The organism is Micromonospora sp. URMC 103 (assembly GCF_051386435.1).
Lineage (GTDB): Bacteria > Actinomycetota > Actinomycetes > Mycobacteriales > Micromonosporaceae > Micromonospora.
Window position 1 is genome coordinate 514,642 of sequence record NZ_JBPQTR010000006.1, and the last position, 22,754, is coordinate 537,395.

24 protein-coding genes are annotated in these 22,754 nt (G+C 74.6%); 7 read left to right on the forward strand and 17 right to left on the reverse strand.

The genetic code is table 11. The annotated features are described in order from the left end of the window. Positions 1-63 precede the first annotated feature (63 nt). From ACSNOA_RS28620 to guaB, 3 genes are read right to left on the reverse strand one after another with little or no spacing between them, the layout of a single operon-like run. Complete coding sequence (locus ACSNOA_RS28620; RefSeq protein ID WP_436662887.1) at positions 64-1,467, reverse strand: M1 family metallopeptidase; 1,404 nt, start codon at positions 1,465-1,467, stop codon at positions 64-66. A gap of 49 nt (positions 1,468-1,516) precedes the next feature. Beyond that, complete coding sequence (locus ACSNOA_RS28625) at positions 1,517-2,635, reverse strand: GuaB3 family IMP dehydrogenase-related protein (RefSeq protein WP_120780833.1); 1,119 nt, start codon at positions 2,633-2,635, stop codon at positions 1,517-1,519. A gap of 38 nt (positions 2,636-2,673) precedes the next feature. Then, positions 2,674-4,236, reverse strand: coding sequence for an IMP dehydrogenase (gene guaB, locus ACSNOA_RS28630; protein WP_436662888.1), 1,563 nt, complete (start codon positions 4,234-4,236; stop codon positions 2,674-2,676). Positions 4,237-4,422: 186 nt separating this feature from the next. Between guaB and ACSNOA_RS28635 the strand changes: the two genes are divergently transcribed. Beyond that, complete coding sequence (locus tag ACSNOA_RS28635) at positions 4,423-4,845, forward strand: DUF5319 domain-containing protein (protein WP_436662889.1); 423 nt, start codon at positions 4,423-4,425, stop codon at positions 4,843-4,845. Between the two features lie 57 nt (positions 4,846-4,902). On the opposite strand, the gene ACSNOA_RS28640 is transcribed toward ACSNOA_RS28635, so the two are convergent. Next, a complete protein-coding gene (locus ACSNOA_RS28640) occupies positions 4,903-5,733 on the reverse strand; it encodes a response regulator transcription factor (protein WP_436662890.1) in 831 nt (276 codons plus the stop codon). A gap of 250 nt (positions 5,734-5,983) precedes the next feature. On the opposite strand from ACSNOA_RS28640, the gene ACSNOA_RS28645 reads away from it, so the two are divergent. Next, positions 5,984-6,367, forward strand: coding sequence for a WhiB family transcriptional regulator (locus tag ACSNOA_RS28645; protein WP_436662891.1), 384 nt, complete (start codon positions 5,984-5,986; stop codon positions 6,365-6,367). Between the two features lie 73 nt (positions 6,368-6,440). On the opposite strand, the gene ACSNOA_RS28650 is transcribed toward ACSNOA_RS28645, so the two are convergent. The 3 genes from ACSNOA_RS28650 to groES all read right to left on the reverse strand — a co-directional run bounded on the left by ACSNOA_RS28650 (position 6,441) and on the right by groES (position 10,452). Continuing rightward, a complete protein-coding gene (locus tag ACSNOA_RS28650; protein WP_436662892.1) occupies positions 6,441-8,297 on the reverse strand; it encodes a molybdopterin-dependent oxidoreductase in 1,857 nt (618 codons plus the stop codon). 124 nt (positions 8,298-8,421) lie between these two features. Next, positions 8,422-10,068 carry a chaperonin GroEL gene (groL, locus tag ACSNOA_RS28655; protein ID WP_436662893.1) on the reverse strand — a complete coding sequence of 549 codons (1,647 nt, stop codon included), beginning with the start codon at positions 10,066-10,068 and terminating at the stop codon, positions 8,422-8,424. A gap of 69 nt (positions 10,069-10,137) precedes the next feature. Beyond that, positions 10,138-10,452, reverse strand: coding sequence for a co-chaperone GroES (gene groES / locus ACSNOA_RS28660; RefSeq protein WP_089012574.1), 315 nt, complete (start codon positions 10,450-10,452; stop codon positions 10,138-10,140). Positions 10,453-10,702: 250 nt separating this feature from the next. Between groES and ACSNOA_RS28665 the strand changes: the two genes are divergently transcribed. From ACSNOA_RS28665 to ACSNOA_RS28680, 4 genes are all read left to right on the forward strand, one after another. Beyond that, complete coding sequence (locus ACSNOA_RS28665; RefSeq protein ID WP_436662894.1) at positions 10,703-11,908, forward strand: THUMP-like domain-containing protein; 1,206 nt, start codon at positions 10,703-10,705, stop codon at positions 11,906-11,908. Between the two features lie 10 nt (positions 11,909-11,918). Further along, positions 11,919-12,404, forward strand: coding sequence for a Cys-tRNA(Pro) deacylase (ybaK, locus tag ACSNOA_RS28670; RefSeq protein WP_436662895.1), 486 nt, complete (start codon positions 11,919-11,921; stop codon positions 12,402-12,404). Positions 12,405-12,479: 75 nt separating this feature from the next. Then, the gene (locus ACSNOA_RS28675) at positions 12,480-12,770 is read left to right on the forward strand and encodes a DUF1707 SHOCT-like domain-containing protein (RefSeq protein ID WP_436662896.1); all 291 of its coding nucleotides are present in this window, start codon (positions 12,480-12,482) and stop codon (positions 12,768-12,770) included. Positions 12,771-12,917: 147 nt separating this feature from the next. Continuing rightward, positions 12,918-13,658: a DUF4142 domain-containing protein gene (locus tag ACSNOA_RS28680; RefSeq protein ID WP_436662897.1), complete on the forward strand. Its 741-nt coding sequence runs from the start codon at positions 12,918-12,920 to the stop codon at positions 13,656-13,658. Positions 13,659-13,683: 25 nt separating this feature from the next. Here ACSNOA_RS28680 and ACSNOA_RS28685 read toward each other — a convergent pair whose 3' ends face one another. The 4 genes from ACSNOA_RS28685 to tsaB are packed head-to-tail and all read right to left on the reverse strand — an operon-like array spanning position 13,684 to position 16,125. Next, positions 13,684-13,938: a hypothetical protein gene (locus ACSNOA_RS28685; RefSeq protein ID WP_436662898.1), complete on the reverse strand. Its 255-nt coding sequence runs from the start codon at positions 13,936-13,938 to the stop codon at positions 13,684-13,686. Positions 13,939-13,948: 10 nt separating this feature from the next. Continuing rightward, positions 13,949-14,995: a tRNA (adenosine(37)-N6)-threonylcarbamoyltransferase complex transferase subunit TsaD gene (gene tsaD / locus ACSNOA_RS28690; RefSeq protein ID WP_436662899.1), complete on the reverse strand. Its 1,047-nt coding sequence runs from the start codon at positions 14,993-14,995 to the stop codon at positions 13,949-13,951. A 3-nt stretch (positions 14,996-14,998) separates the two neighbouring features. Next, positions 14,999-15,451 (reverse strand): ribosomal protein S18-alanine N-acetyltransferase, encoded by a 453-nt coding sequence (gene rimI, locus ACSNOA_RS28695; RefSeq protein ID WP_436662900.1) that lies wholly within the window; start codon positions 15,449-15,451, stop codon positions 14,999-15,001. Continuing rightward, a complete protein-coding gene (tsaB, locus tag ACSNOA_RS28700) occupies positions 15,448-16,125 on the reverse strand; it encodes a tRNA (adenosine(37)-N6)-threonylcarbamoyltransferase complex dimerization subunit type 1 TsaB (RefSeq protein WP_436662901.1) in 678 nt (225 codons plus the stop codon). The genes rimI and tsaB overlap by 4 nt, the downstream gene beginning before the upstream one ends. Positions 16,126-16,473: 348 nt before the next feature. Between tsaB and ACSNOA_RS28705 the strand changes: the two genes are divergently transcribed. Further along, complete coding sequence (locus ACSNOA_RS28705; protein ID WP_436662902.1) at positions 16,474-17,157, forward strand: helix-turn-helix domain-containing protein; 684 nt, start codon at positions 16,474-16,476, stop codon at positions 17,155-17,157. A 4-nt stretch (positions 17,158-17,161) separates the two neighbouring features. On the opposite strand, the gene ung is transcribed toward ACSNOA_RS28705, so the two are convergent. The 6 genes from ung to ACSNOA_RS28735 form a co-directional block, all read right to left on the reverse strand. After that, positions 17,162-17,860, reverse strand: coding sequence for a uracil-DNA glycosylase (gene ung / locus ACSNOA_RS28710; RefSeq protein WP_436662903.1), 699 nt, complete (start codon positions 17,858-17,860; stop codon positions 17,162-17,164). 74 nt (positions 17,861-17,934) lie between these two features. Further along, on the reverse strand, positions 17,935-18,417 hold the full coding sequence (gene tsaE / locus ACSNOA_RS28715) for a tRNA (adenosine(37)-N6)-threonylcarbamoyltransferase complex ATPase subunit type 1 TsaE (RefSeq protein ID WP_436662904.1): 483 nt from the start codon (positions 18,415-18,417) through the stop codon (positions 17,935-17,937). Then, a complete protein-coding gene (locus tag ACSNOA_RS28720) occupies positions 18,414-19,502 on the reverse strand; it encodes an alpha/beta fold hydrolase (protein ID WP_436662905.1) in 1,089 nt (362 codons plus the stop codon). The genes tsaE and ACSNOA_RS28720 overlap by 4 nt, the downstream gene beginning before the upstream one ends. Before the next feature lie 10 nt (positions 19,503-19,512). Then, positions 19,513-20,631 carry an alanine racemase gene (gene alr / locus ACSNOA_RS28725; protein WP_436662906.1) on the reverse strand — a complete coding sequence of 373 codons (1,119 nt, stop codon included), beginning with the start codon at positions 20,629-20,631 and terminating at the stop codon, positions 19,513-19,515. Positions 20,632-20,734: 103 nt separating this feature from the next. Continuing rightward, positions 20,735-22,204 (reverse strand): NAD(P)H-hydrate dehydratase, encoded by a 1,470-nt coding sequence (locus ACSNOA_RS28730; RefSeq protein ID WP_436662907.1) that lies wholly within the window; start codon positions 22,202-22,204, stop codon positions 20,735-20,737. Between the two features lie 54 nt (positions 22,205-22,258). Next, a complete protein-coding gene (locus ACSNOA_RS28735) occupies positions 22,259-22,627 on the reverse strand; it encodes a holo-ACP synthase (RefSeq protein ID WP_436662908.1) in 369 nt (122 codons plus the stop codon). Positions 22,628-22,754: the final 127 nt, after the last annotated feature.

Genomic DNA, 22,754 nt, shown 5'->3' on the forward strand with positions numbered 1-22,754 from the left:
GCGGCCGGCACCTCGTCGCCCGGTCCGTCCGCGGCAGCCTACCGAGGAACCATCACGGGGTCGTCACGGCAGGGCGGGGGCGCTGCCGCCCACCAGCCAGGCGTCGAGGAACGGTCGCAGTTGCCGGCCGGCCACCCGTTCGGCGAGGGCCACCAGGTCGTCGGTGGTGCCGTTGCCGTCGCGCCGCTGCGCCGTCCACTCGCGAAGGATCCGGAAGAAGGCGTCGTCGCCGACCGCGCGGCGCAGCGCGTGCACGGCGAGGGCGCCACGCTTGTAGACGGCCGTGCCGAACATCGCCTCCCGACCGGGGTCGATCGAGGGCTGCGACCAGTCGGTGGCCGCGTACTGCGCCTCGAACGCGCGCTGCGCCGTCCGGCCGCCGTCGTGCTCCTCCCAGAGCCATTCGGCGTACGTGGCGAAGCCCTCGTTGAGCCAGATGTCGCTCCACCGGCTCAGCGAGACGCTGTCACCGAACCACTGGTGGGCCAGCTCGTGCGCCACCACGCTCGGGTTCGGCCGGCCGCCGAGGAAGAAGCCCGGCCCGTACACGGGCCGCGACTGCGTCTCCAGCGCGTACCCGATCCGTTCGTCGGTCACCGCGATGCCGCCGTACGCCTCGAACGGGTACGGCCCGAAGCGCCCGGCCAGGAAGTCGGCGATCTCGCCGGTGCGGGCCAGCGAGGTGGCGGCCGGGCCGTCCGCCGGCTCGTTGGAGGGCACCGCGGTGACGATGGGCCGGCCCGCGTGCGTGCCCGTGGTCACCCGGTAGTCGCCGATCACCAGGGTCGTGAGGTAGCTGGCCATCGGCGACCGCTCGCTCCAGCGCCAGGTGGTCCAGCCGCCGTCGCTGCGTCGCTCCCCCGGCGCCCCGTTGCTCAACGCCGCGAGCCCGTCCGGCACGGTCACCGCGATGTCGTAGGTGGCCTTGTCCGACGGGTGGTCGTTGACCGGGAACCAGGTGGCCGCCGAGTCGGGTTGGCCGAGCGCTATCGCCCCGTCGTCGGTGTGCAGGAAGCCGCCGCTGCCCAACGCGCCGTCGGTGACCGGCGCCGGCACCCCGCCGTACGCGACCTCGACGGTGAAGCGGGCGCCCCGGGGAAGCCCGCGGGGCGGGGTGACGACCAGCTCGTCCCCGGCGCGGCGGTGCTCGGCCGGCGCGCCGTCGACCACCACCCGGTCGACGGTCAGGCCGGCGAGGTCCAGGTTGAACCGGGACAGCCCCTGGGTGGCCGTCGCGGTGAGCGTCGCGCGCCCGGTCAGCCGGTCGGACGCCGGGTCGTAGCGCACGTCGAGGGCGTAGTGCCCCACGTCGTACCCGCCGTTGCCGTGCCCCGGGACGTACGGGTCGCCGAGGTCCGCGCTGCCCGGACGGAACGCGCCGTCCTCCTTGGACGGCGTGCAGCCGGCGGCCGCGAGCGCGACCGCCAGCGCGGCGGCGAGCACGAATCGCGGGGAGAGACGACGCACCGGCCGAGCCTATCGGCGCGGCCGGTGCGGTGCGGTGGGTTCGCGCAGGTCAGCGGTCGAGGACCAGGCCGACCTTCTGGAACTCCTTGAGGTCCCGGTAGCCGCACTTGGCCATGGCCCGGCGCAGGCCGCCGAAGAGGTTGAGCTGGCCGTCGGGCTCGTCGGCGGGGCCGAAGAGGACCTGCTCCATGGTGCCGAGCGGCTCGTTGGCGGGCTCGAACGCGCCGCGCGGCAGCGACGGGTGGCTGGCGGCCGAGTGCCACCAGGCGCCCCCGGCCGGCGCCTCCTCGCAGAGCGACAACGGCTCGCCGAGCATCACGGCGTCCGCGCCGCAGCCGAGCGCCTTCGCGATGTCGCCGGAGGTCTGCATGTCGCCGTCGGCGATGAGGTGCACGTACCGACCGCCGGTCTCGTCGAGGTAGTCGCGGCGGGCCGCCGCCGCGTCGGCGATCGCGGTGGCCATCGGCACCCGGATGCCGAGCACCGACTCGGTGGTCGACCAGTCGTCCCCGCCGATGCCGACGATCACGCCGGCCGCGCCGGTACGCATGAGGTGCAGCGCGGTCTTGTAGTCGGTGCAGCCGCCCACGATCACCGGCAGGTCGAGGTCGGCGATGAACTCCTTGAGGTTCAGCGGCTCGTCGGTGGTCGAGACGTGCTCGGCGGAGACGATGGTGCCCTGGATGACCAGGATGTCCACGCCGGCGTCGAGGATGACCGGGGCGAGCGCCAGCGTGTGCTGCGGGGAGACGCGCACCGCCACCGTGCCGCCGCCCGCGCGCAGCTCCCGGACCCGCTCGGCGATGAGGTCCGGACGGATCGGCTCGGCGTACACCTCCTGGAGCCGCTTGGTGGCGGGGGCGTCCTCGTCGAGCCCGGCCAGCTCCTCGAGCACCTTGGTGGGGTTCTCGTAGCGGGTCCAGAGCCCCTCGACGTTGAGCACGCCGAGGCCGCCGAGCTGCCCGAGCCGGACCGCCGAGGCGGGGCTCATGGTGGCGTCGGAGGGGTGGCCCACACACGGGATGCCGAACTGGTAGGCGTCGAGCTGCCAGGACGTGGAGACGTCGTCGACGTCCCGGGTCCGGCGGCTCGGCACGATCGCGATGTCGTCCAGGTGGTAACCGCGCTGCGCGGTCTTGCCCAACCCGATCTCGACCACGTCACGCATGGGTCAACTCCAGGTGTGTTCGGGGGTGGTGGGGGAGGTCAGCGGGTGTGGTAGTTGGGCGCCTCGACGGTCATCTGGATGTCGTGCGGGTGGCTCTCCTTGAGGCCCGCCGCGGTGATCCGGATCAGCTGGCCGCGCTCGTGGAGCTCGGGGATGCTCTCGGCGCCGGCGTACCCCATCGCCAGCCGCAGGCCGCCGACCAGCTGGTGGGCCACCCGGGACAGCGGGCCGCGGTACGGCACCTGACCCTCGACGCCCTCCGGGACCAGCTTCTCGTCGCTGGTCACGTCCTGCTGGAAGTAGCGGTCCTTCGAGTACGACTTGGCCTGCCCGCGGGACTGCATCGCGCCGAGCGAGCCCATGCCGCGGTACGCCTTGAACTGCTTGCCGTTGACGAAGATCAGCTCGCCGGGGCTCTCCTCGCAGCCCGCGAGCAGGCTGCCGAGCATCACCGTGTCGGCGCCGGCGACCAGCGCCTTCGCGATGTCGCCCGAGTACTGGATGCCGCCGTCGCCGATCACCGGCACACCGGCGGGGCCGGCGGCCCGGGCCGCCTCCATGATCGCGGTGATCTGCGGGACACCCACGCCGGCGACGATCCGGGTGGTGCAGATCGCACCCGGGCCCACGCCGACCTTCACGCCGTCGGCGCCCGCGTCGACCAGGGCCTTCGCCCCGGCGTACGTGGCCACGTTGCCGCCCACGACGTCGACCGTCACGTCCTTCTTGAGCCGGCGGACCATGTCGAGCACGGCCCGCTGGTGGCCGTGCGCCGTGTCCACGATCAGCACGTCCACGCCCGCGTCGACGAGGGCCCGGGCCCGCTTGTACGCGTCCTCGCCGACGCCGATCGCGGCGGCCACGCGCAGCCGGCCCGCCTCGTCCTTGGTGGCGTCCGGGTACTGCTCGCTCTTGGTGAAGTCCTTCACCGTGATCAGCCCGCGCAGCCGCCCGGAGCCGTCCACGATCGGGAGCTTCTCCACCTTGTGCTGGCGCAGCAGGGCCAGCGCCTCGTCCTTGCTCACGCCGACGGGCGCCGTGATCAGCGGGGCCCGGGTCATGATCTCCCGAACCGGGGTGGCCGGGTCGGAGACGAAGCGCATGTCGCGGTTCGTGACGATGCCCACCAGCTGGCCGTCACCGTCGACGACCGGCACGCCGGAGATCCGGTAGCGGCCGCAGAGCGCGTCGACGTCGCGCAGCGTGTCGTCGGGGCTCGCCGTCACCGGGTTGGTGATCATGCCGGACTCGGAGCGCTTCACGAGGTCGACCTGGAGCGCCTGGTCCTCCACCGAGAGGTTGCGGTGCAGCACCCCGATGCCACCCTGACGGGCCATGGCGATCGCCATCCGGGCCTCGGTCACCGTGTCCATGGCGCTGGACAGCAGCGGGATGGAGAGGGTCACGTTGCGGGTCAGCCGGGTGACGGTGTTGACCCGGCTGGGCACCACGTCCGACTCGCCGGGCTGGAGGAGCACGTCGTCGAAGGTGAGGCCGAGCGGCACCACCCGGGCCGAGCCGGCCGGGAGTTCCGGCAGGTGGCCGCCCAGCTCGCCGTGGTCGGCGCCGGCCGGACGATCGGTGCTGGGCGAATTTTCCACGATTGCTCCCCTGAGCTGGATGTACGGGCTTCAGCGAGGTGGCGCGGGCGGCACCGGAGGGGCGCCGCACGCGGCGCGTCGCACCATCGTACCCGTGCAGCTCGGCCGGCCCCGCGTCGCGCCGGGCCGGCCCCACACGCGCCCGGGGGGCGGGCGTGGCCGGGGTGTTGGGTCTACGGTGAGGGGGTGCACGACGAGCCCATCGACCCGTTCAACGGCGACCCGGCCGATCCGGCGGCGGGGCTGCACGATCCGGGCGACGACGCGCCGCTCGACCCGCTGACCGACGTCGAGCGCCAGGACGTGCTGGAGGACCTCGCCGACCTGGAGATCTACCAGGCCCTGCTGGCGCCCATCGGGGTGCGCGGGCTGGTGATCGAATGCGAGGACTGCCGCGAGCCGCACTACTTCGACTGGGACCTGCTCCGGGGCAACCTGCGCCACCTGTTGAGCTCCGGCCGGCCGCGCGTGCACGAGCCCGCCTACGACCCGGATCCGGACCACTACGTCACCTGGGAGTACGCCCGGGGCTACGCGGACGGCGTGCACGACACGCTGACCGAGGGGAACGACGAGGAGTCGGGGAGCGACGAGCCCACCGACCGGTGAGTCGAGCGCCCGACCGCCCGGTCGGCGGCGGCCCGCCGCCCGGAGGTCGGCTCCGGCTCAGGCCACCAGGCCGGCGCGGAAGCCCGCGGCCACCGCGTGCGCCCGGTCCCGCGCCCCGAGCTTGCGGAACAGCCGGCGCGCGTGCGTCTTGACGGTGTCCTCGGAGACGAACAGCTCCCGCCCGATCTCGGCGTTGCTCTTGCCCTCGGCCATGCCGAGCAGCACCTGAAGCTCGCGCTCGGTGAGGCCGATGGCCGCCCGCGCGGCCCGTACGTTCGGGGCGGGTCGCTGGCCGTCGTCCGGTGACGTGTCCTCGGGGTCGCCTCCGGCGCCCTCCGGGCCGTCGTCGCCGCGCTGCACCGGCACCACGGCCGGTGCGCCGCCCGGCCCCTCCTCGGGACCGGCCGTCCAGCCCGGGCCGGGATCGCCGCCGCGGCGGCCGGCCGGCGCGGACCGGACCGGCCCACCGACGGCCGCCGTGTCCCGCGCCGGGTCGGTGACCCGGTGCCGGGCCGCCCGCCCCGGTGCGGAGAGCAGCAGGAGGGCCTTGGCCACGGCGCTCGTGAGGTCGTGGTCGGCGCCCTGGATCAGGCCGCGGGCGCCCGCGCTGATGGTGGCCGCGGCCGCCTCGGACTCCTCGGCGCCGAACAGCAGCACCGCGGCGTGCGGTGCGCGGGCCAGCACGCGGCGGACGAAGCCGGCGCTGTCCGGCCGGGTGAGCGCCGTGTCGGCGAGCACCACGTCGGGCTGGCGCTCCGCGAGCCGCAGCATCACCTCGGGATCGGAGACGGCGGTACGGACGACCGCGGACAGACCGAGCCGGGCTGCTGCGGACGTGAGATGTTGCGCCGCAAGTGGTGTCCGGACGCACACAAGAACGGTACGCACTGTGGTCTCCTCTCCGCCCACGAGCAGACCATGACCGGGTGGGCCCGGGAGGAGGTTCCCGGCAATCCTCCGAACTTTTCCGACAGAAGGGGCATATGCCGCAACTTGCCGGACGTTTTGGATCACACACGTGTGAGTTGCCGACGGCGCGGGTACCGGAGTTCAGGCCGGGAACGGTGCGCCTGTGCGGCCCGCCGCCCGAAGACCGGCCATGAGTATCTCGCGGTGCCGCGCGGGAGGAGGGGTGCTGATGTCGAACGTACGTAGACTGCCCGGACCCATCGTCGATCTCTGGGACTGGCAGCGACTCGGCGCCTGCCGGGGCCGGGACAGCGCCCAGTTCTTCCACCCCGACGGCGAGCGGGGCTCGTCCCGGCTCCGCCGCGAGTCGGGGGCGAAGGCGGTCTGCCGTGCGTGCCCCGTCCGGGCCGAGTGCGCCGCCCACGCGCTGTCCGTCCGCGAACCGTACGGCGTCTGGGGTGGCTTCAGCGAGTCCGAGCGGCTGCGCCTGCTGGCCATCGGCTGGGAGGACCTGGCCGACCGTCGCCAGGCCCGGGTCGACGTCGGCCGGCTGGAGGCGCGCCTCGGCCGCCCGCACAAGTCGACCATGCCCGCCCAGCGCAACGTGGCCTGAGCGGCACCCCACCGATCTCCGGCGCCGCGTCCCCGAACGGGGGCGCGGCGCCGCGCCGTGGCGGAGAGGCGGGTCAGCGGACGGTCACCGTCACCGTGTGCCAGCCGGTGGCGCCGTCCGGAACGACATCCTGCCGGCGCTCGGTCTGCGTCTCGCCCGTGGCGTCGGTGGCGCGCACCTGGAGGCGGTGCTCGCCCGGCGTGGCGTCCCAGCGCCACGACCACTGCACCCAGGTGTCCACCGAGACGGTGGGAGCCAGCTCCGCGTCGTGCCAGGGGCCCTCGTCGACGCGTACCTCGACCCGGCGGACGCCCCGGTGCTGCGCCCACGCCACCCCGGCCACCACGACCGGGCCGGCGGTCAGCCGGTTGCGCGCCCGGGGCGCGTCGATCCGTGACTGCGTCTTGATCGGCCCCTGCGCCGACCATCCGCGCGGCACCCAGTACGCGTCGAAGTCCGCGAAGCTCGTCAACTCCAGCTCGGTCACCCACTTGCACGCCGACACGTAGCCGTAGAGACCGGGCACCACCATCCGGACCGGGAACCCGTGCTCCACGGGCAGCGGCTCCCCGTTCATCCCGACCGCCAGCAACGCGTCCCGCCCGTCGCGCAGCGCCGCCGTCGGGGTGCCGCAGGTCCAGCCGTCGACCGAGCGGGCGACCACCTGGTCGGCGCCCTCCTCCGGCCCCGCCTCGTCCAGCAGCTCCCGTATCGGGACGCCCAGCCACCGGGCGTTGCCGACGAGGTCCCCACCGACCTCGTTGGAGACGCAGGCCAGCGTGACGTACCGCTCCACCAGCGGACGCGCCAGCAGGTCGGCGAAGCTCAAGGTGATCGGGTTGCGGACCCGCCCGTGGATGCGCAGCCGCCAGCTCTCCGGGTCGACCTGCGGCACCACGAGGGCCGTGTCGATCCGGTAGAAGCCGAAGTTCGGGGTGACGTAGGGCGCGAGCTGGGTCAGCGACAGGTCCGCCCCCGCGGGCACCGCGGGGGCGGGCGACGCCGGGGCGGGCAGCACCACGGCCTTCCGGGCCGCGGACACCCCGCGCCGGCCGGCCAGCCAGTGCCCGCCCAGTCCGGCCACGGCCGCCGCGCCGAGCAGCGCCCCGGCACCGGTGAGGAAGCGCCGCCGGGACTCCGGGGCGATGCTCTCCAGCGGCGCGCCGACAGTCGCGAGCCCGGTGGTCGCGGGGCCGGTGGTCGCGGGGCCGGTGGTCACGGCGCCCGTCGACGATCCTGGCGCGGTTACCTCAGCGGCCTCCTGTCGAGCTGCCCCAGAAATGGGGCGCCCCATTTCTGGGGCAGCTCGACAGGGGACGGAGTCCTCAGGCGGAGCTGCGGCCGAGGCTGTGGCGGAGACCTGCGGCGGGGCCGAGACCTGCGACAAGCCCGGTACCGAGACCTGCGGCGGGGCCGGAACCTGCGACAAGCCCGTGGCGGACACCTGCGACGGGCCCGTGGGCCGGGCGGTGGGCGGGGTCCAGGGCCAGGGGTCGAGCTCCAGCGGCCCGGCGACGAAAGCCCAGAGCACCGCCGCGCCGAGCCCCGCGCCGACGAGCGACGGCAACGCGTCCGCGGCGTCCGCGCCGGCGCGGGTGAGCGCCGCGGCCACGCCGAGCGCCCCGAAGGCGGCGATGCCCGCGAGGCCGACCGCGAGCCGGCGTACGGACAGCACGCCCAGCAGCGCGGCGAAACCGGCCAGCAGCACGGCCGTCCCGATCAGGAGGGCAGGCTTGTCGTACGTGCCGAACAGGTCGATGGCGAACTGCTTGAGCGGCTCCGGGACGGTGTCGACGACCACTCCCCCGACCGCGACCAGCGGCGCCGACCGGGGGCCGGTCAGCACGGCCACCACCTCCGCGACGCCGATCGCCACGGCGGCGGCGGTGATCCCGGCCAGGGCGGCGAACCGGCGGTTCGTGGTGCTCATCGGCCCAGTGTTTCCGATCGACCGGCCGGCCGGTAGTGCCGGAGGCACCCGGTGGCCAGGGCCACGTACGCGTCGGGGCACACCGCCGGACGACGGTGTGCCCCGACCGGGCGTACGACGTGCGTCAGAAGCCCGGGCCGTGCTGGTGGCCGTGGCCGTGCGAGTGGCCGTGGCCGCCCGCGGCGGCCGGCTCCGGCTCGGCCGGCTTCTCGACCACGAGGCTCTCCGTGGTGAGCAGCAGGCCGGCGATGGAGGCGGCGTTGGCGACGGCGTTGCGGGTCACCTTCACCGGGTCCACGATGCCGGACTTGGCCAGGTCGACGTACTCGCCGGTGGCGGCGTTCAGGCCGGTGCCCCAGTCGGCGCCCGCGACCTTCTGCACCACCACGTAGCCGTCGTGGCCGGCGTTCTGGGCGATCCAGCGCAGCGGCTCGACGAGCGCCTTGCGCACGATCGAGACGCCGACCTTCTCGTCACCGGTGAAGCCGAGGTCGTCGTCCAGCGCTGGGAGGATCTGCGCGAGGGCCGCGCCGCCGCCGGGCACCGTGCCCTCCTCGACCGCGGCCTTGGTCGCGGCGATGGCGTCCTCGATGCGGTGCTTGCGCTCCTTCATCTCGACCTCGGTCGCCGCGCCCACCTTGATGACCGCGATGCCGCCCGAGAGCTTCGCGAGCCGCTCGGAGAGCTTCTCCCGGTCCCACTCGGAGTCCGAGGCCTCGATCTCCTTGCGGATCTGGGCCACCCGGTCGGCGACGTCGGCGCTCTGGCCGCCGCCGTCGACGATCGTGGTGTTGTCCTTGTCGACCACGACGCGGCGGGCCGAGCCCAGCACCTCGAGGCCGACCTGGTCGAGCTTGTAGCCCAGCTCGGGGGCGATCAGCTCGGCGCCGGTGAGGATCGCCATGTCCTGGAGCATCGCCTTGCGGCGGTCGCCGAAGCCCGGGGCCTTCACCGCGCAGACCTTGAGGGTCTTGCGGAGCGAGTTGACCACGAGGGTGGCCAGCGCCTGGCCCTCGACGTCCTCGGCGATGATCAGCAGCGGCTTGCTGTTCTGCAGGATCTTCTCCAGCAGCGGCAGCAGCTCCTCGATCGCCGAGATCTTCTGCGTGGTGATCAGGATGTACGGGTCCTCCAGGACCGACTCCTGCGCCTCCGCGTCGGTGACGAAGTTCGGGGAGATGAAGCCCTTGTCGAACTGGAGACCCTCGGTCACGTCCAGCTCGGTGGCGAGGGTGGAGCCCTCCTCGACGGTGATGACGCCGTCGCGGCCGACCTTCTCCATCGCCTCGGCGATCAGGTCGCCGATGGCCGCGTCCTGCGCGGAGACCGTCGCGACGTGCGCGATGGACTCCCGGCCGGCCACCTCGACGGCCCGGCCGAGCAGCGCCTCGGAGACCTTGCCGGCCGCCGCGTCGATGCCCCGCTTGAGGCCGGTCGGGTTGGCGCCGGCGGCCACGTTGCGCAGGCCCTCACGGACCATGGCCTGGGCGAGCACGGTCGCGGTGGTGGTCCCGTCGCCGGCGACGTCGTTGGTCTTGGTCGCCACCTCCTTGACCAGCTGCGCGCCGAGGTTCTCGTACGGGTTGGTGAGCTCGATCTCCTTGGCGATGGTCACACCATCGTTGGTGATCGTCGGCGCACCGAATTTCTTGTCCAGGACGACGTTGCGCCCGCGCGGGCCGAGGGTGACCTTCACCGCGTCCGCGAGGGCGTTGACACCGTGCTCCAGCAGGTGTCGGGCGTCGTCCGAGAAGCTCAGGATCTTCGCCATGGATGTCCCTTCAAGCGGCGGTGCCCCGGCCCGGCGAACCGGACCGGGGCAACGACACTGATCGGTTGCTTACTTCTCGATGACCGCGAGGACGTCGCGGGCGGAGAGCACCAGGTACTCCTCGCCGGCGTACTTGACCTCGGTGCCGCCGTACTTCGAGTAGATGACGGTGTCGCCGACCTTGACGTCAACCGGGATCCGGTTGCCCTTGTCGTCGACGCGGCCCGGGCCGACAGCGAGGACGGTGCCCTCCTGCGGCTTCTCCTTGGCGGTGTCGGGGATCACGATGCCCGACGCCGTGGTGGTCTCAGCCTCGTTCGCCTGGACCAGGATCCGGTCCTCGAGCGGCTTGATCGCAACCTTGGTCGCGGTAGTCACGGGCATACCCTCCTGGGGTACTGGTTTCTGTGCCGGCCGGCGGGGCCGGCCAGGTCAATCTGCCACATGCCACCGGGCGGGGCCGTCGTCGCGGGTGCCGGTCCGCCTGGCGTTCAGCCACCGAGTCACCAGGACCCGGAAGCTGGCACCCTCGGGGTGAGAGTGCTAATCGCAGGTTATTCCGTGGCTAGCACTCCGTCAAGGAGAGTGCCAACCCCCAGGGCGGCGCGTCGCGGCCGGCCACCACAATGACCGGGTGGATCTCGACCAGCTCGCCGCCCTGCGTACCCCCGAGGGAACGGCCGCGCTCGACGCGGCGGCGCGGGTGGCCGACGCCGACCCGCTGGCCGCGGCGTCCGCGCTCCGCGCGGCCGGGGTGCCCGCCGGGCTCGCGGCGGCGGCGCTCACCCAGGTCGCGCTGCGCCGCCGGGCCGCGGGCAAGTTCGGGCCCGCGGCGGCCGGGATGTTCCTCACCCGCGCCGGCCTGGAACAGGCCACCCGGGGCGTGGTCGCCGCACGGCGCGCCGAGCGCCTCCGCGCCGCCGGGGTGGGCAGCCTCGCCGACCTCGGCTGCGGGCTCGGCGCCGACGCGCTCGCCGCCGCCCGCGCGGGCATCCGCGTGTACGGGGTGGAGGCCGACCCGCTGACCGCCGCCATGGCCGCGGCCAACGCCGAGGCGGCCGGGCTGTCCGACCTCTTCACCGTCGAGTGCGGCGACGCCACCGCGTTCGACGTGAGCCGGGTCGACGCGGTCTTCTGCGACCCGGCCCGGCGGGCCGCCGGCACCGGCCGGCGGCTCTTCGACCCGAACGCCTACTCGCCGTCCTGGGACTTCGTGACGGCGCTCGCCGAGCGGGTGCCGCGCACCGTCGTGAAGGTGGCGCCGGGGATCGACCATCGGCTGATTCCCGCCGGCGCCGAGGCCGAGTGGGTCGGCGTGGACGGCGACCTCGTCGAGGCGGCGCTCTGGTGCGGCCGGCTCGCCGAGGTGCCCCGGCGCGCCACGCTCCTCCGGGACGACCCCGCGACGCCCGCCCGCCAGCTCACCGGCGCGGGCGACCGGGAGGCGGCCGTGGGGCCGGTACGCCGCTTCCTGCACGACCCCGACCCCGCCGTGGTACGCGCGCACCTGATCGCCGAACTGGCCGACGACCTCGGCGCGACCCTGGCCGACCCCGCCATCGCCTACCTGTACGCGGACACCCCCGCGCAGAGCCCGTTCACCCGCTGCCTGGAGGTCACCGACGTGCTCCCGTTCTCGCTGAAGCGGCTGCGCGCGCTCCTGCGGGAACGACGCGTCGGCCGTGTGGAGATCCTCAAGCGCGGCTCGGCGCTCACTCCCGAACAGCTCCGGCGTGACCTGCGCCTCTCCGGCGACGCGGCGGCCAGCGTGGTGCTCACTCGGGTCGCCGGGCAGCCCACGGTGCTGCTCTGTCAACCGGTCCCCGCCGGTCGACGGTAGGTTGTCGACCGTGGCGGGACAGGGCACACCGGCGACGGCACTGCTGACCAAGCGGAAGATCGCGCACAGCGTCCACCCGTACGACGTGGACCCGGACGCGCCCAACTACGGGGCGCTGGCCGCTGCCGCGCTCGGCGTACCGCCGGAGCGGGTGTTCAAGTCACTGGTCACCGAGGTGGACGGCGTGCTCACCGTGGCCGTGGTGCCGGTCACCGGTGAGCTGGACCTCAAGGCCCTCGCGGCGGCCGTCGGGGGCAAGCGGGCGGCCCTCGCCAACCGCGCGGTCGCCGAGCGCACGACCGGGTACGTCCGCGGCGGGATCAGCCCGCTCGGCCAGCGCAGGCGGCTCCCCACGGTGCTCGACTCCTCGGCGCTGACCTTCCCCACGATCTACGTGTCGGCGGGCCGCCGCGGCCTCCAGCTCCAACTCGCCCCGGCCGACCTCGTGACCCTGACCCAGGCGCAGGTGGCGCCCGTCGCCTCCGGCCGCGCCTAGACGCGCGACGTCCGCACTTCAGTCGATGGACGCCGACGGAACCCGCCGGGGAGCCGGGCTGCGTACGCTGTCGGCGTGGACGTCGAGCTGCGCGCCTCCGACGACGACCGCCAGCGCGTGGTCGCCGAGTTGCAGGGGCACACGGCGGCGGGCCGACTCACCCTGGACGAGTTCTCCGACCGGGTCGGCGCCGCCTGGAACGCCAGGACGCTCGGCGACCTCGCCGCGCTGACCCGCGACCTGCCCGCGCCGGCGGGCCCCGCCGCTCCGGCGGCGCGACACGGCCGCCGCGAACTGCTGGCCGTCTTCGCCGCCGCCGCGCTCACCCTGCTCCTGCTCGGGCTGTTCATGGCCGTCAGCCGCTGACGCGGAGCGCCTTCCCCGGTCTCGACGGGCCACCGGAAACGGTGAACTGATCGCGCGGTCGGTCCGTACCAGTGTCCGACGGGCGGCCGGCGGGGTGGTCGCCGCCCGGTCGGACGTGGTCGGCCGCACCGAGGAGGCATCGCACTGATGGCACCGCTCAGATCCGCTCGTCGCCGGTCGGGCCACCGGCTTCACCGCGCGGCGGCGCTGCTCGTCGCGATCGTGGCCGGGGTCGGCGTGGTGCCCGGCGTGGCCGCGGCCGCGCCCGCCGGCGGGCAGCAGCTCAACGCGGCGGACATGACCCTCCTCAACGGTGTACGGCTGGCCGGGCTGTGGGAGATGCCGGCCGGGCAGATGGCGGCCGAGAAGGGCCAGTCCGCGAAGGTACGGGAGATCGGCGCGGGCATCGCGGGCGAGCACCAGCAGCTGGACCAGCTCGTCGTGGACGCGGCCAACAAGCTGCGCGCGAGCATCCCCTCGGAGCCCACGGCCGAACAGAAGGGCTGGCTCGCGGAGATGCAGAACGCCTCCGGCGCCCGGTTCGACCAGATCTTCGTGACCCGCCTCCGGGTCGCGCACGGCAAGATCTTCCCGGTGATCGGCGCGGTACGGGCCAGCACCCGGGACGCCACGGTCCGGAAACTCTGCGACGACGCCAACCGTTTCGTGCTGCACCACATGCAGATGCTCGAGAGCACCGGTCTGGTGCGGTGGCCCGAGCTGCCGCCGGCGGCGCTCCCCGCCCCCGGCAGCGACGGGCTGCTCGCCGCTGCCTCCGCGAACAGCGGGCCCGGGGTCGGGGTGAGCAGCACGGTGGTCTGGCTGGTCTTCCTGGCCGCCCTCGGCACCGGCGGCCTCGCCACCTACCGCCTCCTCCGCCGCACCTGAGCGGCACGGCGGACGGACCGTGCGGTCAGCGGTCGACCTGGGTGAAGTCCCAGGAGTGCGGCGGCCGGGCGACCAGCATGGCGGGCGGGTCCGGCAACGGGCGCGGGTCGCTGCGCCACTTCGAGATGACCACCACCCGGTGGTCCGTCGACGAGTAGACCTCGCTGGAGAGGTGCCGCGGGTCGTGTTCGAACTCGGGCAGCGCGGTGTCGCACACCCAGGTGATGAGGTCGGCGAAGCCGTACGACTCCGCCCGCGCCTCCCACATCCGGACGATCACGCCGCTCCCCTCACACGCTGACGACGGTCAGCGGCATGGCCGAGTCCGCGGGCAGGTCGAGCCGGCTCGGCGCGACACCGGAGGCGACCAGGTGCGAGCCGAGCGCCGCGACCATCGCGCCGTTGTCGGTGCAGAGCCGGGGCCGGGGCACGCGTACGCGGATGCCGTGCTTCTCGGCCCGCTGCTCGGCCATGGCCCGCAGGCGCGAGTTCGCCGCCACTCCCCCACCGATCACGAGCGTGTCGACGCCGTGCGTCCGGCACGCGTCCAGCGCCTTCGCGGTGAGGACGTCGCAGACGGCCTCCTGGAACGACGCGGCCACGTCGGCGACCGGCACCGGTGCGCCGTCGCGCTGCCGGGCCTCGACCCAGCGGGCCACCGCCGTCTTGAGGCCGGAGAACGAGAAGTCGTACCGGTGCTTCGCGAGGTCCTTGGCGGCGGTGAGCCCGCGCGGGAAACCGATGGCCGCCGCGTCGCCGGCCCGCGCCTCCCGGTCGATGGGCGGGCCGCCGGGGAACGGCAGCCCGAGCAGGCGGGCCACCTTGTCGAACGCCTCCCCGGCCGCGTCGTCGATGGTGGCGCCGAGCGGGGTGACCCCGCGGGCCAGGTCGTCGACGAGCAGCAGGGAGGAGTGCCCACCGGAGACCAGCAGCGCGACCGCCGGCTCGGGCAGCGGCCCGTGTTCCAGGGTGTCCACGGCGACGTGCGCGGCGAGGTGGTTCACCCCGTAGACCGGCTTCTCGGCGGCGAGCGCGTACCCCTTGGCCGCTGCCACGCCCACGAGCAGGGCGCCGGCCAGCCCGGGACCGGAGGTGACGGCGATCGCGTCGATGTCCGCGATCGTGACGCCGGCCTCCTTGAGCGCCCGGTCCATGGTGGGCACGATCGCCTCCAGGTGGGCCCGGCTGGCCACCTCGGGCACCACGCCGCCGAACCGGGCGTGCTCCTCGACGCTGGAGGCGAGCGCGTCGGCGAGCAGGGTGTGCCCGCGGACGACGCCCACCCCCGTCTCGTCACACGAGGTCTCGATGCCGAGGATGAGAGGTTCGTCAGCCATGGGTCATTCCTCGTTCCGCTGCATGACCAGCGCGTCGGTGTTGCTGGGTTGGTAGTAGCCCCGCCGGATGCCCACCGGCTCGAAGCCGTACGTCGCGTAGAGCCGCTGCGCGGGCGCGTTGTCCGCCGCCACCTCGAGCAGCGTGCGCCGGGCGCCGAGCCGGACCGCCTCGGCCAGCAGCTCCTCCAGCAGGAACCGGCCGATGCCCCGGCGCTGGGCGTCGCGCCGCACCGCGATGTTCTGCACCCACGCCTCGTCGGGTGGGGCCACGGTCAGTCCGGCGTACCCGACGACGGTGCCGTCCTCGTCGGTGGCCACCCGGTAGTAGTGGCCGTTGGCCAACTCGTTCCAGAACATCGCGGGCGACCACTGCTCGGCGCCGAACAGGTCCGCCTCCAGCGGCAGCACCTCGTCGATGTGCCACCACCGGAACCGGTCGAGCCGGACCGTACTCATGGAAGGACCGGCTTGCGCGCGATCGCCGCCACGGCGTCCGGGCGGCGCAGGTACAGCGGGGTGAGCCGCTCGCCGGCGGCACCGGCGCGGATCCGCTCGCCGGCCAGCCGGGCCAGCGCGACCGGGTCCGGGTAGCGCGGCTCCGCGCGGACCGGCAGGTTCAGCACGTCGGCGTACCGGTGCGCGCCGTCGCCCACCGCCACGGTGACCGCGAGGTCGCGTGCCCGCTCGGCGGCCACCGCGGGCGCGTCCACCTCGGGCCCCGCGATGCGCTGGCCTGCGCCGTCGTAGACCGCCCAGTAGATCTCCTTGCGGCGCGCGTCGCTCGCCGCGAGGACCGGCTCGCCGGCGGCCGCCGGGTGGCCGATGCCGTCGAGCGAGCACACGCCGTACGTCGGGATGCCGAGCACCTGGCCCATCGTGGCGGCGGTCACGAGGCCCACCCGCAGCCCGGTGAACGGGCCGGGGCCGAGGCCGGCCACGATGGCGGCGAGGTCGGCCGGGCGGGCATCCGCGTCCGCGAGCACCGCGTCGACCTCCGGGGCGAGGAGTTCGCCGTGCGCCCGGGCATCGACCGTGCACCGGTGCGCGCGGAGCGCGACGTCGTCCGCCGAGACCTCGACCAGCGCCGCGGTCACCGCGGGGGTCGAGCTGTCCACCACGAGTACGAGCACGGTATGCCAGCCTAGCCGCCCCCGCCGTCACGCCATGTGACGCCCCGCCCCGCCCGTGCTTCCGCAGGTGGCCCGCCGGTGGTGGTTCCGAAGGCGGCCGCGCCGGCCCCGCCCCGTCGCGATCTTTCCGCTCAGGCCGTGGACCAGCCCGGGCGCGGTAGTTCCTTTATGAGCCTGATGCCTCTCAGTCATAAATATGCCTCTGAGGCATCAGGCTCACCGCGAGTGGTCCCACCGGCCGGTGCCAGCACCGGCCGGCGCCCGTTCGGCCGATCGCGCCTCAGGTCGCCGAGTCGCCAACATGCCTCTGGGGTACCGCCCCCGGTCAGCATCGCCGACGATGCCGGGATGTCCCGCCTCGTGAGGATCCTCGGTCACACCGTTCGACAGCAGCGCGAGTCGCGTGAGCTCACCCAGCGGCAGTTGGCCGACCTGGCCGGGGTCAGCCAGACGGCCGTGGCCCGCATCGAGCGCGGCGAGCGGGCGCCCGGCCTGCCGCTGCTCGAGCGGCTGCTCGCGGCGATGGACGTCCAGCTCGCGGTGGCCGTCGAGCCGCTCGACGCGCACCTCGACGCCGCGATGGCCGACCTGGCCGCCCGGCCGCTGGCCGACCGGATCGACGAGCTGAACCTGGACCGGCTGCTCGACCGGCTCGGCGACCTGCCACACGTGGTCTCGGGAGCCGCGGCGGCGCTGCTGCAGGGCGCCCCCATTCCGGTCGACGCCCCGGAGGTGGCGGTGCGGTGGCGCGACGCGGCCCGGTTCACCCGCTGGCTGGAGGCCGCCTACGGGCAGCGGTGGAACGCCCGGTGGGGCGAGTTCGGCGGCGTGCACGTCGACCCCGAGGAGCCGGGCGAGCATCGCTGGCGCACCCGGTACGGGGAGATCCGCGCGGCCATGTGCGACGAGCTGCCCGACGCCATCGAGGTGCGCCACGGCGAGCGCGGCTACCGGGTGGTCCCGCTGGTCGAGGTGGAGGTCGCCGATCCCCGGGCCGCCGCGCTCCTGCGCCGCCACCGCGAACGGCGCTGAGCGCTCAGCCGGCCGTACGCTCCCAGTCGACCGTGGGCAGCCCGGCGTCGGCGAGGGCCTTGTTGGCCGCGCTGAACGGGCGGCTGCCGAGGAAGCCGCGCGGGTTCATGGGGCTCGGGTGGCCCGCCTCCAGCACCACGTGCTGCGGGTTGGTCACGAGGGCCGCCTTCTTGCGGGCGTAGCCGCCCCAGAGCAGGAAGACCACCCGGTCGGGCTGCGCGTCGAGCGCCCGGATGGTGGCGTCGGTGAACTCCTCCCACCCCTTGTTGGCGTGCGAGCCGGGGCTCGCCTGCCGCACCGTCAGCACGGCGTTGAGCAGCAGCACCCCCTGGGCCGCCCAGCCGGCGAGGTTGCCGCTGCGCGGCTTCGGCACGCCCAGGTCGTCGCCGAGTTCCTTGAAGACGTTGCGCAGCGACGGCGGGACGGACACCCCCTCGCGGACGCTGAAGCTGAGCCCGTGCGCCTGCCCCGCCCGGTGGTAGGGGTCCTGCCCGAGGATCAGCACCCGGCACGCCTGCGGCGGGCAGAGCCGGTAGGCGGAGAACAGGTCCGGCAGCGGTGGGAAGACGGTCTGGCTCGCGTACTCCCCGGCCACGAACTCGGCCAGGGCGGCGGTGCGGGCCGGGTCGAGGTGGGGGGTGAGCACGGCACGCCACTCCTCCGGCAGCAGCGCCAGCAGGTCGAGGGCGGGGGCGTCGGTCATCGGCAACCTTTCGTCGGTCGGCACCCTTCCTACCAGCCCCCACCGACAGCGCGGCGGAGGCCGCCCGACGGCCGTCAGCCGAGGGCGGCGACGCGCTGGGCCCAGTCGCCGCCCACCGGGTCGAGCTCGACGATCCGCGTGTCGTCGTCCCGGCGGTCGATCCGGACCCGCAGGTGCGCGTCGGTCAACTGCTCGACCAGGCCCTCGCCCCACTCGACCACGGTCACCGACTCGTCGACCGACGCGTCCAGGTCCAGGTCGTCGATCTCGGCGCGGGGGTCGGCGGCGTCGCCCAGCCGGTACGCGTCGGCGTGCACGAGCGGGACCCGCCCGCCGCGGGCCGGGTCCGGCCGGTGCACCCGGGCGATCACGAACGTCGGTGAGGTGACCTCGCCGAGCACACCGAGACCGGCGCCGATGCCCTGGGTGAGCGCGGTCTTGCCGGCGCCCAGCGGGCCCGTCAGCAGCACCAGGTCGCCCGCGCGGAGCACCCCGGCCAGCCGGCGGCCGAACTCCTGCGTGTCGGCGACGGTCGGCAGCTTCACGACCTGACTCACAACTCCTCCAGGAACCTCACCAGCGCGGCGTTGACCTCGTCCGCGTGCTCCAGCATCACCACGTGCCCGCTGTCGGGGATCTTGACGAACTCGGCGTGCGGCAGCCGGCGGACGATCTCCTCCGAGTGGGTCACCGGTGTGATCATGTCCTTGTCGCCGACCACCACGAGGACCGGGGTGTCGGCCAGCGCCGCCAACGCCGGGAAGCGGGAGTGCGTGGCAAGCGTACGCAGGTACCGCGTCACGGTGTCCGCCGAGGTGCGCGAGTTCATCGTCTCCACGTACGACACGAGGGCCGCGCTCGGCTTGCGGCCGCCGAAGCCGTACCGGCGGGTGAGCAGCCAGGCCACGTTCGACGTCGATCTGCGGGCCCTATCGATGACCGTGCCGCCGTAGCGGGTGGCGTTGCTCATCATGTGCAGCACCGGGCCGCCGACCCGGCCGAGCAGTGCCGGCGCCACCAGCTTCGTCTCGGCGAGCAGGCCGCCCGAGGTGGCCATCAGCACGGTGCCGACCACCCGGTCGCCGAACATCTCCGGAAACAGCTCGGCGAACGCCATGATGGTCATCCCGCCCATCGAATGGCCGACCAGCACGAGCGGCCCCTCCGGGGCGGTCCGGTCGATCACCCGGCGCAGGGTGTGCCCGAGCGCCTCGATGTCGTACTCGCCCGTCTCCAACCGGCCGGACCGGCCGTGCCCGGGCTGGTCGTACGCGACCACCCGGTGCTCACCGCGCTCGGTGAGCAGCTTGCGCTGGAAGTGGAAGGTGCCCATGTCGAGGCAGAAGCCGTGCACGAGCACGATGGTCGGGTGGCCCGGCACCGGCCGGCTCGGCTCGACCACCTCGACGTGGATGTCGGTGCCGTCCGGCAGCTCCAGCCGGAACGCCTCGTCGTACGGCTGCTGGCCGAACGGCTCGTACGCGTACGGATCGCCCGGGTCGGCCTTGAGCCGGCGGACCAGCGCGCGTTCGGTGGCGACACCGGCCGCGAGCCCGGCGGCGGCGACGCCCACCGCCGCACCGACCACGCCGGCGACCCGGCCCGTCGCGGTCCGCGGCCGGGGGATGCGGTACGGACTCACGGCACCACGCTCACGGGCGCTCACCGTCGTAGATCCGCGGAACGCGGCTGCTGCCGAACCGGGTGACGATCTCGTAGTTGATCGTGCCGACCGCGTCGGCCCAGTCGTCGGCCGTCGGCTCGCCGTCGGCGCCGCTGCCGAAGAGCGTGGCCACGTCTCCGGCGGCCACCTGGTCGTCGCCGCAGTCGAGCACGAACTGGTCCATGCAGACCCGGCCGGAGATCACCCGCCGGGAGCCGCCGAGCTGCACCGGCCCGCTGTTGGAGGCGTGCCGCGGCACCCCGTCGGCGTAGCCCAGCGGCACGACGGCCAGGTTCGCCTCGCGCTCGGTGGTGTACGTGTGCCCGTACGAGACGCCGGTGCCGGCCGGCACCCGTTTGGTGAGCATCACCCGGGCGCGGGCGGTCATCGCCGGCCGCAACCCGAACGTCTCCCCGGCGACCGGCGAGAGACCGTAGACGGCGATGCCGGGCCGGACCAGGTCGAAGTGGGTGTCCGGCCGGGTCAGGGTGGCCGCGGAGTTGGCCAGGTGCCGGTACTGCGGGCGCAGACCGGCGCGCTCGACCATGGCCAGCCCCTCGTGGAAGACGGCCAGCTGGCGGTCGGTCGTGGGGTGCCCGGGCATGTCGGCGTAGACGAAGTGGCTCCACACCCCGACCACCTCGACCAGCCCGTCGGCCTGCGCCTTGGCGGCCGCGTCGAGCAGGGCGGGCCAGTCCGCGACGGTGGCCCCGCCCCGGGACAGCCCGGTGTCGATCTTCAGGTGCAGCCGGGCCGGCCGATCGGCCCGGCGGCTCGCCTCGACCATCTCGTCGAGCTGCGGCAGGCTGGCGGCGGCCAGGTCGACGCCGGCCGTGATCCCGTCGTGCAGCGGCAGCCCGGGGGCGAGCAGCCAGGCGAGCACGGGCGCCGTGATGCCGGCCCGGCGCAGCGTGAGCGCCTCGTCGAGGGTGCAGACGCCGAGCCAGGTCGCCCCGCCGTCCAACGCCGCACGGGCGGCCGGGATCATGCCGTGCCCGTATCCGTCGGCCTTCACCACCGACATCACGTCGGCGGTGGTGCCGGACCGGAGCCGGCTCACGTTCTCACGGATCGCATCAAGATCGACGCGTACCTCGGCCTGCCACATGCGCCCAGCGTACTTGCGCAGTGATCACCGTGCGGGTCGACGCACGCCCCGCGCGTCGAGCCCGCCGGGCCGGCGGGCGGAGCGGCGGGTGATACGGGGACGTTCAGCCCAGCCGGGCGATCACCGGGCGGAGCGCGGCCGCCACGTCCAGCGCGGTCACCGGTCCGCTCCGGGCCGCCTCCCGGCCGGCCAGCCCGTGGAGGTACGCCGCCGCCGCGGCCGCCCGCTCGGCGCGCACCCCGCCGGCCAGCAGCGAGCCGAGCAGCCCGGCCAGCACGTCGCCCGTGCCACCGGTGGCCAGTGCCGGGGTGCCGGTCGGGTTCACGTACGCCTGCCCGGCGGGCGTGGCGACCACCGTGCGGTCCCCCTTGAGCAGCACCACGGCGTTCATCCAGGCGGCGAGTCGCAGCGCGGCGGCGACCCGGTCGGCGCCCGGCTCCTCGCCGCAGAGCCGGGCGAACTCCCGGTCGTGCGGGGTCACCACTATCGGGGCGTCCCGCTTGCGGAGCTGCTCGGCGAGGGAGCCGTCCACCAGCAGGGTGAGCGCGTCGGCGTCCAGCACCACGGGCACCGGCGCGGCCAGCACCGCGCGCAGCTCGGCGGCGGCGTCGTCGCCGGTGCCCAGCCCGGAGCCGCACACCCACGCCTGCACCCGGCCCGCGTCGGCGACCCGGCCGGTCGCGATCACCGACGGGTGCTGGTGCAGCACCTCGGCCCGGGCGCCGCCCGCGTAGCGGAGCATCCCCGTCGGCCCGGCCAGCGCGCCGCCCACCGACAGGACCGCCGCGCCCGGGTACGCGGCCGAGCCCGTGGCCACCCCGACCACGCCCCGGCTGTACTTCTCCGAGGCGGGGCCGAGTGCCGGCCACCACGCCACCACGTCCGACCACTCGGTGACCCGCAACGCCGGGGTGCCGCGCAGCCACGGACCCAGCCCGATGTCGACCAGCTCGACCTCGCCGGCGAGCGGCGCGGCCGGGCCCACCACCAGGGCCGGCTTCAACGCGCCGAACGTGACCGTGACGTCGGCCCGGACGGCGTTCGGCCGGCCCGACGCGGTCACCGGCACGTCGCCGGTGTCCACCGCGACCCCGCTCGGCACGTCAACGGCCACGACCGTGGCGCGGAGGCCGTCGCGCCCGCAGTGCCGTACGAGGCTCGCCGCCAACTGGTCGGCCGTCTCCCGCAGCCCGCCGCTGCCACCGATGCCGACGATCCCGTCCAGCAGGAGGTCGACGACGGCCGGCGGGCGGTCGACCACCCGGCCGCCCGCGGCGCGCAGCGCGGCCAGCCCGCCGGCGTGCGCCCGGCCCGGCGTGAGCAGCAGGGCCGACACGGCCGCGCCGCGCCGGGCGAGGTGCGCGCCCGCGAAGAGCGTGTCGCCGCCGTTGTCACCCGAGCCCACCAGCAGCAGCACCCGGGAGCCGTAGACGCCGCCCCGGTCCGCGAGCAGCAGCGCGCACCGCCGGGCGAGCCCGGCCGCCGCGCGCTGCATGAGCGTCCCGGGCGGCAGCGTGGCCATCAGGCCGGCCTCCGCCGCGCGTACGTCCGCCACCCGCCACACCGGTCTCATGCCGCCGGCCCCCGTCCCACGTCCCGGGCGCGCCCGCCGGCGGCCCACCGATTGTCAGCGCTCCGCGACCACCATGGCCGAGGCGATCCCGCCGTCGTGCGACAGCGAGAGGTGCCAGTGGTTCACCCCGCGTTCCTCGGCGGCGGCGGCCACCGTGCCGGAGACCGTCAGCCACGGGCGGCCGTCCGGATCGGGCACGACCTCGCAGTCGTGCCAGTTCAGCCCGGCCGGCGCGCCGAGCGCCTTGGCCACCGCCTCCTTCGCGGCGAACCGGGCGGCGAGCGACTCGGGTGAGCGGGGGTGGCCGGAGTGGGTCCGCCGCTCGGCCTCGGTGAAGAGCCGGTCGGCGAGCAGCGGCGTCCGCGCCAGGGCCCGGGCGAACCGGTCCACCAGCACGACGTCGATGCCCACAGCCACGATCACGAACTCACCCTACCGGCGGGCGTGGCGGGACATTAGCGCCCGGCTCCGCACCGGGCAACGCCTGTGGACGGGCGGCGCGCGTCTGCCCTTCCGCCGTCCACAGGGAACCCGGAACGGCCATCCCGGC